Annotated in this window: 11 protein-coding genes; 3 read left to right on the forward strand and 8 right to left on the reverse strand. The window is 39.6% G+C overall.

Going from position 1 to position 12579, the window contains the following annotated elements; translation table 11 throughout:
• Positions 1–51: 51 nt before the first annotated feature.
• The gene (locus tag U2718_RS11090; protein ID WP_342003103.1) at positions 52–1281 is read left to right on the forward strand and encodes an AI-2E family transporter; all 1230 of its coding nucleotides are present in this window, start codon (positions 52–54) and stop codon (positions 1279–1281) included.
• Positions 1282–1291: 10 nt separating this feature from the next.
• Here U2718_RS11090 and U2718_RS11095 read toward each other — a convergent pair whose 3' ends face one another.
• Together U2718_RS11095 and U2718_RS11100 are read right to left on the reverse strand one after the other, a co-directional pair.
• Positions 1292–2623, reverse strand: a complete 1332-nt coding sequence (locus U2718_RS11095; RefSeq protein WP_342003102.1) for a serpin family protein — start codon at positions 2621–2623, stop codon at positions 1292–1294.
• 261 nt (positions 2624–2884) lie between these two features.
• On the reverse strand, positions 2885–4477 hold the full coding sequence (locus U2718_RS11100) for a S8 family serine peptidase (protein WP_342003101.1): 1593 nt from the start codon (positions 4475–4477) through the stop codon (positions 2885–2887).
• A 295-nt stretch (positions 4478–4772) separates the two neighbouring features.
• On the opposite strand from U2718_RS11100, the gene rpe reads away from it, so the two are divergent.
• A complete protein-coding gene (gene rpe, locus U2718_RS11105; RefSeq protein ID WP_342003100.1) occupies positions 4773–5480 on the forward strand; it encodes a ribulose-phosphate 3-epimerase in 708 nt (235 codons plus the stop codon).
• A 93-nt stretch (positions 5481–5573) separates the two neighbouring features.
• On the opposite strand, the gene U2718_RS11110 is transcribed toward rpe, so the two are convergent.
• From U2718_RS11110 to U2718_RS11135, 6 genes are all read right to left on the reverse strand, one after another.
• A complete protein-coding gene (locus tag U2718_RS11110; protein WP_342003099.1) occupies positions 5574–6296 on the reverse strand; it encodes an HpsJ family protein in 723 nt (240 codons plus the stop codon).
• Between the two features lie 269 nt (positions 6297–6565).
• On the reverse strand, positions 6566–7450 hold the full coding sequence (crtA, locus tag U2718_RS11115) for a cyanoexosortase A (RefSeq protein WP_342003098.1): 885 nt from the start codon (positions 7448–7450) through the stop codon (positions 6566–6568).
• 549 nt (positions 7451–7999) lie between these two features.
• Positions 8000–8512, reverse strand: a complete 513-nt coding sequence (locus tag U2718_RS11120; RefSeq protein WP_289793652.1) for a hypothetical protein — start codon at positions 8510–8512, stop codon at positions 8000–8002.
• A gap of 77 nt (positions 8513–8589) precedes the next feature.
• On the reverse strand, positions 8590–9024 hold the full coding sequence (locus U2718_RS11125) for a hypothetical protein (protein ID WP_289793653.1): 435 nt from the start codon (positions 9022–9024) through the stop codon (positions 8590–8592).
• Positions 9025–9341: 317 nt separating this feature from the next.
• Positions 9342–9524 (reverse strand): CsbD family protein, encoded by a 183-nt coding sequence (locus tag U2718_RS11130; protein ID WP_342003097.1) that lies wholly within the window; start codon positions 9522–9524, stop codon positions 9342–9344.
• A 282-nt stretch (positions 9525–9806) separates the two neighbouring features.
• Positions 9807–10271, reverse strand: a complete 465-nt coding sequence (locus tag U2718_RS11135) for a hypothetical protein (RefSeq protein ID WP_342003096.1) — start codon at positions 10269–10271, stop codon at positions 9807–9809.
• Positions 10272–10540: 269 nt separating this feature from the next.
• Between U2718_RS11135 and uvrB the strand changes: the two genes are divergently transcribed.
• Positions 10541–12538 (forward strand): excinuclease ABC subunit UvrB, encoded by a 1998-nt coding sequence (gene uvrB, locus U2718_RS11140; protein WP_342003095.1) that lies wholly within the window; start codon positions 10541–10543, stop codon positions 12536–12538.
• Positions 12539–12579 lie beyond the last annotated feature (41 nt).

The raw sequence follows: 12579 nt of genomic DNA on the forward strand, positions 1-12579 counted from the left end.
TAATAGGCTTGATAGTAAAGATATTATTCTGTTGTATCCCGCAATCGGCAGATGCAGACACGCAAATTTTTTGACTGGTGGCAAACACTTACACCAATAGCAAGAATAGGCGCGATCGCCCTGTTCGCTCCACTGCTAGTACTCAATGGCTGGGCGATTTCAGTAATTTTTCATTACTTTCACTCGCTAATTGTCATTTTAGTCGGGGCATCCGTGTTAGCGTTTCTGCTCAACTATCCCGTTAGTTGGATGGAGCGTCAAGGAGCGAGACGAGAGCAAGTTGCCATTTTAGTATTCTTACTGGCTGTATCAGTTTTATTAGCACTAGGTCTTACACTTTTTCCCCTAGCTCTGACGCAGGCTCAACAACTGGTGGCTCGGTTGCCAGAGTTGATAGATTCTGGACGCTATCAGTTGATGATGTTGAATGAAAAAGCAGAAAATCTTGGTTTACCGATTAACCTTGATGCTTTAGCCGCCCAGATTAATGATCGCGTCAAGGGACAATTACAGGCGATCGCCGGACAAGTCTTGAATTTGGCAGTAGTCACTTTCACCAGCTTGTTAGATTTTCTCTTAACAATGGTTTTGACTTTCTATTTGTTGCAGCACGGCGATGAACTTTGGCAAAGTTTAATAGATTGGCTTCCTGCTAAATTCCGCGAGGCATTTTCACAAACAGTACGCCTGAGCTTTCAAAATTTCTTTATTACGCAATTAATTTTAGCCACTTGTATGGCATCAGCCTTAATTCCCACTTTTTTGTGGCTTAAGGTGCCATTTGGTTTGTTATTCGGTCTAAGTATTGGCATTATGGCATTAGTACCCTTTGGCGGTTCCGTGGGTATTGCCTTAACTACAACCTTAGTGGCTTTGCAAGATTTTTGGATGGGAGTCAGAGTTTTAATCGCAGCAGTGATAGTGCAGCAAATATTAGAAAACTTGATTGGGCCGCGAATTTTAGGTAGCTTTATTGGTTTAAACCCTGTTTGGGTGCTAATCTCAGTTTTGACTGGAGCGAGAATTGGTGGACTGTTGGGTGTAATTGTGGCGGTACCCACTGCGGTTGTGATTAAGACGGCTTTAAGCGCCTTACGGCGTCCTTCTATAGTTTCTACTCAAAACGAAGTAGAAGAAAATATTGCTTCGGAACAAGTCACGAGCAATGTTTCTGAATATGCTGAGGAATCTTACCGCAAACAGGTGACTGACGCGGCCGGTGTTCGTTCTCTTGAGGTAAGTACACCAGCTACACCAGAAGCGTCTCCTCCAACTGCTTAGTTTATAGCTATTAGCTATTAGCTAGCTGCGGATCTACTATTGAACCGATAAACAAAATACTCCCTGTTTGATTGTCGCGAATTGCACACAAGAAAGGACGGTCAACAATCATCCGGAATGGTTCATCTAAAGGCATGGAGGTTGCTACTATTCCTACAGAAGTAGTGGCAGCAGCTTCTGTACCTTCTTCATTGACTTCCACAAAGGTTTTATGTTTAACTTCACTGATAGCGAAATTTTTCCCCATATTAGAAAAATCTGCTTGATTACTAAAAGCCTCGCCCATACCTAAGGCTTTAAGGGCATTATTGAGTGTGACTTCATAATCTGTTTTGAAGCGGGGCAAACGAATCGAACCTTCCCGCTTGGCAAACAAAGACATCCATTTTTCCCAGTTTTCAGCATTCAAGTTTTGATATAAAGATTTAAGGGTATAATTTTGTTTTGGCAGGAAAACATATAAGCTAATGTTACTATTTTGTCCATAGGGCAAGCTAACTGCCTGCAATTGTTCATTTTCATAATACTTATATTTACCCTTTTGTGACATCATCGGGTGTTGTTTCTGCTTACCGGATGTTAAATAAAAAGGGTATTGTGCCGTTTGATTTTTGTCGAATTCATTAGTCCATTTACCCTTAAAATATATAGCATTGATTAAAAAAAGTACCTGATCTGGTTCTAATCTTTCAACTATTTTGTTAATTTTACCGCGAGTATTTTCATTAACCCAGTTATTAATAATGCCAGGTGTGCCTGCATCTTGAAAATTTAAATTAGTTACCTTAGCTTGATAGAATTCTTGAGTTCTTTGGAGAAACTCAGGTTTAAAGTTAGCATCTTGATTTGCCCAAAGTGAGTTAGCAATATTGAGTTGAACTTGAGGATCGGAATTTTCTAGAAGCGCCTTTAAGGCTGCGTTAGAAGAATTAATTTCTGACAATGTTAATCCTTCTAACTCAAGTGCTTTGGCCATTGCTTGTTGCGTGCTGCCACTAGCACCGTTATATGTCATATCTAAAGCGATCGCTATGCTAGCAGGCGAAACAAAAACGTTCTTGTCACCCTCTTGTTCTAAAATTCTTGAAAAAAGTTTAAATCCAAACTTAGTATTAGCAGTAGTGAGTTTAGTATTAGGTAAGACAGATTTTGCGGGCATGGGAGATTCTGAGTGAGGAGGGCGAGATTGAGCAAAAACACTAGTACTATCACTGACTTGAGAACATCCGATTACGCTCATCAGCATCACGCTAGCAGCAGCCATTACGTAGCGTCTCCCCAAACGTACAGCGTAACGTCTTTGCAGGAATTTTTCCCAGTCACTACTCAATTTTTGCTTCATGATTACCGCACCTGATGCCAAAATCTACGCTTTTGACTAAAAAAGGATGAAAAATATTCGTAGGGCTACTCGCATACTTCAACCTTTAGTTGACTATGGCATTTAAGAAGGCATAGTCATTTAGTGGTTACAGTTTTGGCAACAATATTCTTAGGGACTAGGGGCTAGGAAGAGGAGGGGGAGATGGGGGGACAAAGGAAAAATCTTTCTCCTTGTCTTTGTGTCACCGTGTCTCCGTGTCCTCTTCCCAATCCCCAATCCCTATTTCTTCGGTACAGTCCACCATGCTAAGGCATAAGATTGAGTAGCCGTATTTACTTGTGTGCGGAATTGAATACGGATTCGATAGTTGCCTTGAGCAGGCACAGGACAGAATATATGCTCGACGCTATCGACTTCGCTGATAGAAGAACAAACTGTACCAGTGTCTAAATCTTTAGCATCAGCTTTGACTAGATGAATGTCAAGATTGTTCAAGCCGCGATCGCGAAAATCTTCACCTGCATCATATAAACCATTTTTATTTTTATCGTTTAGTTCTACCAATCTATCCCAAGCCAAGGTGATAGCAACAAAACTGTTTTTTGGTAAAGGCTTTGCTAATTTATATTCCACAAATGCCCCAGTATTTACAGTGTTGTAGTCCCAACCAATAGCTGGCACAGCTTGAGATGGGTTCCACTGACCGGCACTAAATTGCTGGTAAGCACGAAAGGCATTTAAATGTCCTGTTCCCATTTGGGAATCTAAAGGTATTTTTGGGTCTTTATAACTATCAGAAGCTAGCCAGTCTTTATTTTGTTTATCAACTAGTGTTCGAGTCATTCCCAAACGCAAGCCATCACCGCTATCAAGAATTTTATCTGTTGAGTTCATCAACACAGCTTTCATCACTTCGTGTTGGCGAGAAGAGGTACTCCAATTTTGTTGTTTTGTCCGTAGTTGGCGATCGCCAAATTCTTGTAGTAAGGCAATTGTACCTGTAACATGAGGTGCGGCAAAACTTGTACCTGTGACTTTATTCACTTTGCCATCTGGATTCAGCATAGGTATGTTATTGCCAGGAGCAACTAAAGCAATGGTGCGACGTGGGCCTAAATTAATTTCTTTGCCAGCTAGCCGCTCTTTCATTGCCTCGCTTGTCGCGACTAAGTTAGAAACGTCTACCTTATTAAAAATTCCTCCCCGACGAGAGGAAAAAGCCACGTTAACTCCATTAAAATTATCAGTAGGGATGGGAATTCCTCCCTTTCCTTGGTTGCCTGCGATCATGTACAAAACATTATGAACACGAGTAGACCAGTCAACACATTGGGTTAGTAAAGCGTTGCCATCCAAAACTGCCTCTGGACGCGGGTCACGATTTAATGGTTCGCCAAAGCTGAAGTTAATGGCACGAATATCGCCACTATTTTGTAGGGCAATATGCTGTGCAGATAAGCACTCCTCTGGCTGACCCATCTTAGTAGAACCTACAGCAGATGAGTACAATCGTGCTCTCGGAGCAACCCCTGGAAATGCTTTATCTGTACTGACCATAACGCCAGCAACATTATAGGCATGGGGATCAACACTGTTATTCGATTTGGCAGGACTATTGCGTAAAAAAACACCCGCTATGTTTACAGAGCGATTTTTGGAAACGGCTTTATCTACCCCAAACATTCCCGGACGCCCTATCTCGACTTGACCAATGGCAATCTTGCGACCAGTCAAATTATAGGGAGGTTTACTTAGCCTCAAAGCATCAATGCCGTTAGTACCAAGGGAAGTTTCCAGAGTGAGAGCAACTACTGGCGCACTTAAGCAGCAAGCACTCAATCCCCAAAAAATCCAAGTTAATTTTTTCACCATAGTCAAGAGTTAGTAGTTAGTAGTTAGTAGGGGAGGCAGCGCGCCCTTGCGGGTTAAGCGCGTTGAGTGCGACTGCCGTGCGGGTTTTGTTGATAATCTTGCCTTCAAACTGATCATTTATCTTCTAAACCCACCCGTACAGTAGTTAGTAGTTGGTTGTCTATTACTCCCCTTGTCTCCTTATCCCCATCTCCCCATGTCCTCTTCTTCCGAAGAGCAGCATCTAGAGATGTAAGAGTTAGCTAAACTTTTGTTACAATACTTACAGAAAAGGACGCTTAAATACCCACTAGCCATGACCGAAACGCTATCTAAAAAGCATATTGTGATTGCTCCATCTATCCTATCAGCGGATTTTAGTCGTCTCGGAGACGAAGTACGCGCTGTAGATGAAGCCGGAGCCGATTGGATTCATGTTGATGTAATGGACGGTCGTTTCGTACCTAATATTACGATAGGTCCTCTGGTAGTGGAGGCGGTTCGTGCGGTTACGAAAAAGCCACTGGATGTCCACTTAATGATTGTGGAGCCAGAAAAGTATGTTGCGGACTTTGCAAAAGCTGGTGCAGATATTATCTCCGTACATTGCGAGCATAATGCTTCACCACACCTACACCGCACTCTCGGTCAAATCAAAGAACTTGGTAAGCAAGCCGGTGTCGTTCTCAACCCATCTACACCTTTAGATTTAATTGAGTATGTGCTAGAGCTTTGCGATTTGATATTGATTATGAGTGTAAACCCTGGTTTTGGTGGACAAAGCTTTATTCCAGGAGTGGTTCCAAAAATCCGCAAGCTACGTCAAATGTGTGATGAACGCGGTTTAGATCCCTGGATTGAAGTAGATGGTGGGCTGAAAGCTAATAATACTTGGCAAGTCTTAGAAGCTGGGGCAAATGCGATCGTAGCTGGTTCTGCGGTATTTAATGCTAAGGATTATGCTGAGGCGATTACAGCCATTCGCAATAGCAAGCGTCCAACACCAGAATTAGCAAAGGTGTAAATCAAGCACTTCAAGAATTATCAGTCTAAATAGAAAGACAAAGGGCGATCGCCTTAACAGATCGCCCTTTTTTCAAATCATGCAAATAGCCTTTTACTTGTAAACTCTTGCCCAATGGGTTGCTTTCCAAAGACTAATAAACAAAGCAGCAGAAATTAAGGCTCCCAAATTCCATTTCACAGAACTCTTGATCAACTTCATTCTCTGAGAAGCTAGATTAGCTTGTGCTTGAATCTGGACTTGTTCTTTAGCTTTAGAAAGTTCTGATAAAATTTTACTTTTTACTTCTTCAGGATTTTGACTTTTTAATGAGCGACCTTGGCTTTTTAAAAAATTATTGATCTGTTCTGGTGAGGCTTGAGTTAGTTGCTTTTCTACTTGTTCGGCTTGAGCAATTTGTTGTTGCGAAACAGCATTTATTTGAGTAGTACCTGCGTTATTGAGCCGGACAGTATTAATGACTCCTAAAGGAATCATTAGGAAAAAACAGACTGCAAATAATAAAGTTAACCAAGATAAGAATTTTAAAACTCGGAATTCCCATTTATTTCGTGAATAGGTTTCTCCAAAAAATACCAACACTAATCCAATCAAAGGTACGGGTACTCTTTCAACAAGTGTTCCAAAAGTTTGAAATTCCCAAGCAGGATTCATAAAGCTTGGTGGTACAAACATCTCTATGATGTCGAACAAAGCTAATAGTAATAAACCATAACCAAGTACTCGAAAAATATTCATGGAGTCTGCCTGTTTATAGGCAAAGTCTTGTAGTTCATTTAGCACAGGAATGAATTTATCACTAATGGATTTAGTCATTATTCTTCACACAATGTATAAGTAAAATTTAGATGCACGAAAACTTAAAAATTCCGAAATCATTAGGAATTAAAGTCTTTAGTAGCTAAGAGTTCATCATACAAAAGTTCACATTTTAAATAAAACTGTATAGACAGAGTTATTGCTACTTGATTGCTCTGTTTTTGGCTTGTCTATATTCATTGATAAAAATACCTTGATTAAAATGAATATGATACTACTTAGGATGAAAGCTAAAAACGGAATTCGTAATTGTTGCCATTGAATCATTACTTTTTCAACTCCGCAGAATCTCGATTATTTTTTTCCTGCTGTCGAAGCAAGAAAATATAGAACAAAGTAAATACCATTACTTGAATTATGCCAAAGATGAGAGAACCATCACCCTCATGCCAGTAATTAAATGCTTGTAAGTTCTTTTGCGCAGATATTACAGCTAGCATAGCAACCCGTATCCCATTGATAATAAATCCGAAGGCGATCGCCATAATCAGCACTAGAATTCTCCGTTGAGGTTGAATGGGAAATACTAGTAAACAAATCACAGCAATGCCCAAAAGATAACAGATAGATTCTATGCCTGAGCAAGCAGAATAAACCTTGACACTTCCTGTTGGTAAATTTATGAAAACTCCTTGTAGAGATACTTCAAAACCGGAGTACCAAAGTAGGAAAGCTGAAAATTTAGCTGTCAAGGGAGAAATGTCGAACAGAGAAGATAGCAATAATTTTGGGATGCCGAGAAAAAATAATATGGTTAGTTCCTGCCAATATTGCTTTAATCCCTTGAAACCAGAAGCTAATAAACCAACAGCTAAACCAGAAATTAATGGTGACACGCGAAGAAAAATTTCCAGTAAATCACCATGATCAAAAGTCGCACTTTGCCAAAGTACAATACCAATTAATAATCCACCTAAAACACTGGGAAAAATTCCACTTTCAAAATTTAGATTATGTCGTTTGTCTTCAAGTAGAGAAGCTACAGCTAACAAAAAAAGTACACTCATCCCTACTTGAGCAACATCTCCAGATTTCCAAGTTAGGGTTAGGTTAATTGCAATTAAACCAGCTCCTATTCCCAATAGCCATAACTGAGTATTTTTTGGTGATTTAACTTTGGTAAATGGAATCGCTTTACATTTAGATGTCATTGAACTAACTGCTGTTACATAATCAAGTCGAATAGTAAAGTACTCACACGGCTATGTTCACCTCCACTCTGAGCAAGTGTAGGTGTAGCTTCACTGGGTATATTTAGCAGCACCAATTATAGTACTTAAATCTTTTGTTGTACTTTTTACTTTAGATGGAAGTTTTAACCTCAGTAATTATTCTACAGTAATATATTGCTAGTGATAATTTTAACTTTGTCAAAACTTTATCATTGATTTTGACTAGACTTTGTAAAATCTTTAATTTTATTTAATAAATCAATAAATCACGAGAATTCAAATAATTTGAGATTTACATATGAACAAATAGTACTATCGTATTATAATTATTCTATCAAGTTAATATTTATTAGTTTATTGAAATGTATTTAATACTACATATATATGGTAGTGAAGTGGTATTGCTTACAGATAGTGTAAGTAACAATAAATTCACAAAATTCACAAAGATATTCGATAACGCAGTATTTTAAAGGCAAAAAAAGGTGGCATTACCCACCTTTGCTTAATTATCCACACTTACTTAACTTATTTACGACCACCCAACCATTTTGCTGCTGCTAATCCCAAAATCGCTCCAACAATAGGATTGCTGAGAAACTTCATGATCGCAGGTTGCTCTGCTAGCACTTCCCGGAAAACGTCGGGATGGTTGTGATATGCAAACGAGGCAAGTTTGCTTACATCATCAGCATTCATGCGATTGGGGTTGTGGGTAGAAAGCCCTAATTGTTGCTCTAGATGGCGATCATCTAACCCTCTTTGCTTGAAGTGCTTGAAGAAGGAACGTGCTACATCATCTCTTTCATTTGGTTTAATGTTAGCGATCGCCTTTTGTAATTCTGGCTCCATTTGGCTGGGAGGAATACGCTCTGGATGCAAGGAGCGCTCAAACATTTGGCGACGTTGATCCAACGTGGTACGTTGAGCAAAATCATCAAAGTTTTGATACTCCTCGGTTGATACATCGTCGAGGGATTCAGTATTTCCTTGAGCCAAATCTCTCATTATTTGGCGTTTATACTCATCACTGCTAGTCACTTTACTAATCTCCTTTTTGCTGATTGTTAATCACTAATTGCTAACTGTTAATTGCGGTGAATTTTTCGCTACTAGCCTTACGTGTACTGGACTTGATTGGATTGAACATCATAGCGAGCTGTCAAAATCAGCTGCTTGTCGGGTGCATAGATCAAAACTGTCAAGTCTTGATTAGGAAAGTTCTTCCGGAAGCCTTCAACTAAGGATCTTGCTAATGGACGCACTTCATTGGGGCGCACTTGGGGAGAAATCACAACACCTAGCTTGTTGTTGTCACGCACATAAACATCTTTAACTAAACCTCTAGATGTTTGCACAACCCAATCACCAAAACTTTGCCCCGCAGGAGTATTTCCTCGCTGTAATTGTGCGGCTACATCTCGGTTAACTCCAGGCGGAGTTGTGGTACGGTCAACTTGGGCTACATTACCACCACAAGCAGTAGTAATTGTCAAAACTAAAATTAAGACGAAAGCCGTTAAAATTTTGCGACTCTGCTGTAGCAGATTCATTTTGATTACCTCCTTTAAAAAACTATTGCCACACTAGACCTTATTTATTGTTCTTCTCAAAGATTTGAATTGATAATTCTTGTCTTTATATGAGGTCTAGACCATCAATAATTAATATGGGAACACTTTCTTTAAAATTAACCCTCATACTCAAGAAATAATTTTGAGATGAAGTAAAAAGCCCGCCCGTGCGGACTTTTAATAAACTGCGCATCTATCTATTAAGCGCGTTTAGTTAGTAGTTCTGGTAGTTCGGGTAATTTTGTAAGTAAAGTGCACCCTGCTTTATCTCGTCGAATCTTGAAACAAAAGTAGTTCTAGTCAACTGCTTTTTTGATGTTATCTTTTACATCTTCAGTTGCATGACGTACTTCACTTTCTGCTTGTTTGGCTTTACCTTCTGCTTTGTCTTGTGGATCGCCAGTTACGTCTCCCCATGCTTCTTGAGCTTTACCTTCTACGTTTTTAGCTGTTGCTTTTGCTCTATCTTCTAAACTCATTGCTTTCTCCTTATACTTATATAATTTATCTTCAAAGTTGTTAATTCAACTTTGGTTTTGTGACTACATTTACAAGTTAACTAATTACTTTTCTTCTAGCCTTCCGCCATAGGACGTATTATCGCTCTATGCTAAAAGAGATAGAAATCACAGACGGGGATCAATTTAGTAATTATTGCTAAATATCGAAAAATAACAACTATTAACTACCATTTAATCAATAAAAAACCCGGTTTTTTAAGTACCGGGATCAGAAAGTTATGGGTATTATTTTTTATCTATCTAATCTAGAAAACCCATCAAATTTTCAGAATCATCAATCTCATTGGATGCTACTGGACGATTGCCCATTACAGAGTAGGTTTCAGAAATTACTAACGAACTGGAGGCGATCGGACGAATTCCCGATAAGTTCATGCTGTCAACTACTTGGATATTGTTTGCAGCAATGGGACGTATACCCATGATGTTCATTGTCTCTACAACTTGCAAGTGACTAGCAGAAATCGGACGTATACCAGAGATTGAGACGGTTTCTGCAACTTCTAAGTCACTAGCACCAATCGGACGTAGACCAGAAACAGCGAGATTATCACGGACTTCGAGTTGACCTGGCGATTCTAGCTGCACTGGTTGCTCGGTATTTGAGTTTTGACCCTGGTTATTTTCAAGTTCCACAGTATCCCCCTTTAACTTTGCACGTTTTTGCCGAGGACTGACTCCTTTGCCAGTGCTGCTCATAGTCATAAATCACACACCTCTAAATTATTAAGGAATTTTTAGAATATTTTTGAGAAGTCAAAATTTTCCTAATATATTTAGAGTTTAACTTTAAAGAACATTTTATATGTATAACTTTATTTAAAAGCTATACATAAGTCTTATTAATAATAAAGTTTTTTGCAATAAATTAAGAGATATTAAAATAATTTTTAATTTTTACAAAAATGTGCATTGTGATTTTGTCAAAGTATGTATTCGCTACCATTAATATTGGGTATTTATAGCAAAACTGTATGACAGAATTTTGTCTTCAAGCTCCCTTTAGTCCAACAGGCGATCAACCCCAAGCGATCGCTCAACTTGCAGCAAGTATCCAAGCAGGTCATCATTATCAAACATTACTAGGAGCTACGGGAACCGGGAAGACATTTACAATCGCATCAGTAATTGAGAAAGTTGGCAAACCGACTCTGGTTCTGGCACATAACAAAACTCTGGCTGCACAGCTTTGTAATGAGTTACGGGAGTTTTTTCCTAAGAATGCTGTTGAGTATTTCGTGAGTTATTACGATTACTATCAACCAGAAGCCTATATTCCTGTAACTGATACGTATATCGAAAAAACTGCTTCCATTAACGATGAAATTGATATGTTACGGCACTCAGCAACGCGATCGCTGTTTGAGCGTCGTGATGTGATTGTAGTTGCTTCGATTAGCTGTATCTACGGCTTGGGAATTCCCGCCGAATACCTCAAAGCTGCGATTCCCTTCCAAGTGGGAATGGAAGTTAATCAACGGGAGATTTTACGAGATTTAGCATCGGTACAATACAGCCGTAACGATTTGGAAATTGGCAGGGGACGATTTCGCGTTCGAGGTGATGTGTTAGAAATAGGCCCAGCGTATGAAGATCGTATTATTCGGATTGAGTTCTTTGGTGATGAAATTGACGCTATTCGTTACGTCGATCCGGTAACGGGTGAAATTCTTCAGAGTTTGCAAGCAGTGAATCTGTACCCCGCACGTCACTTTGTCACCCCAGAAGAACGGCTAGAAGAAGCTTGTGATGCGATCGCCAAAGAATTAAAAGAGCGCAAAGCCGAATTAGAGGCGGCAGGAAAATTACTAGAAGCGCAACGTATAGATCAGCGGACGCGCTATGACTTAGAAATGCTGCGAGAAGTTGGTTACTGCAACGGTGTCGAAAACTATTCTCGTCACCTAGCAGGAAGACTAGCAGGAGAACCGCCAGAGTGTTTAGTTGATTATTTTCCTAAAGATTGGCTGTTGGTAATAGATGAATCTCACGTAACTATACCGCAAATTCGTGGTATGTATAACGGCGATCAAGCTAGGAAAAAAGTATTAATTGAGCATGGTTTTCGCCTACCCAGTGCTGCCGATAACCGTCCTTTAAAAGCAGAAGAATTTTGGGCAAAAGTAAATCAATGTGTTTTTGTTTCTGCCACTCCAGGAAATTGGGAAATAGAAGTTTCTCAAGATAATGTGATAGAACAAATTATTCGACCAACGGGTGTAATAGATCCAGAAATTATTGTTCGTCCGACAGAAGGGCAAATTGATGATTTATTAGGTGAAATCAAAGATAGGGTAGATCTCCACGAGCGGGTGCTGGTGACAACCTTAACCAAACGTATGGCGGAAGATTTAACCGAGTACCTGCAAGAAAATAGTATTCGGGTGAGATATTTGCATTCTGAAATTAATTCCATTGAGCGTATTGAAATTATTCAAGATTTACGTGACGCCAAGTTTGATGTCTTGGTTGGTGTGAACTTATTGCGAGAAGGCTTAGACTTACCGGAAGTTTCTCTCGTCGCAATTTTAGATGCAGATAAAGAGGGGTTTTTGCGTGCAGAGCGTTCCTTAATTCAAACTATCGGGAGAGCAGCGCGTCACATCCGGGGACAAGCAATTATGTATGCCGATAACCTCACAGATAGCATGATTAAAGCTATTAATGAAACCGAACGTCGTCGTGGTATTCAAATGGCATATAACAAGATGCATGGCATTACACCGCAACCGATAGTTAAAAAATCGAGTAACGCGATTTTGTCTTTTTTGGAAGTATCACGAAGATTGAACGCTCAAGAATTAGAAACAGTCGAGCAACATATAGATGAATTGCCGTTAGAAAACATTCCAGAATTGATTACTCAACTAGAAGCACAGATGAAAGAAGCAGCGAAGAAATTAGAATTTGAGGAGGCGGCGAAATTACGCGATCGCATTAAGCATCTGCGAGATAAATTGGTGGGAAGGTAGGCTAAATTTGCAATTACCGTCAACAAAAATTAGCGGGGAAA

This window comes from Chlorogloeopsis sp. ULAP02 (assembly GCF_038404745.2).
GTDB lineage: Bacteria > Cyanobacteriota > Cyanobacteriia > Cyanobacteriales > Nostocaceae > Chlorogloeopsis.

Excerpts from the sequence above, each read along its gene's own strand:
- U2718_RS11090 (WP_342003103.1), top strand. The coding sequence starts at position 52 with ATGCAGACACGCAAATTTTTTGACTGGTGGCAAACACTTACACCAATA.
- U2718_RS11095 (WP_342003102.1), bottom strand. The coding sequence starts at position 2,623 with ATGAAGCAAAAATTGAGTAGTGACTGGGAAAAATTCCTGCAAAGACGT.
- U2718_RS11100 (WP_342003101.1), bottom strand. The coding sequence starts at position 4,477 with ATGGTGAAAAAATTAACTTGGATTTTTTGGGGATTGAGTGCTTGCTGC.
- rpe (WP_342003100.1), top strand. The coding sequence starts at position 4,773 with ATGACCGAAACGCTATCTAAAAAGCATATTGTGATTGCTCCATCTATC.
- U2718_RS11110 (WP_342003099.1), bottom strand. The coding sequence starts at position 6,296 with ATGACTAAATCCATTAGTGATAAATTCATTCCTGTGCTAAATGAACTA.
- crtA (WP_342003098.1), bottom strand. The coding sequence starts at position 7,450 with ATGACATCTAAATGTAAAGCGATTCCATTTACCAAAGTTAAATCACCA.
- U2718_RS11125 (WP_289793653.1), bottom strand. The coding sequence starts at position 9,024 with ATGAATCTGCTACAGCAGAGTCGCAAAATTTTAACGGCTTTCGTCTTA.
- U2718_RS11130 (WP_342003097.1), bottom strand. The coding sequence starts at position 9,524 with ATGAGTTTAGAAGATAGAGCAAAAGCAACAGCTAAAAACGTAGAAGGT.
- U2718_RS11135 (WP_342003096.1), bottom strand. The coding sequence starts at position 10,271 with ATGACTATGAGCAGCACTGGCAAAGGAGTCAGTCCTCGGCAAAAACGT.
- uvrB (WP_342003095.1), top strand. The coding sequence starts at position 10,541 with ATGACAGAATTTTGTCTTCAAGCTCCCTTTAGTCCAACAGGCGATCAA.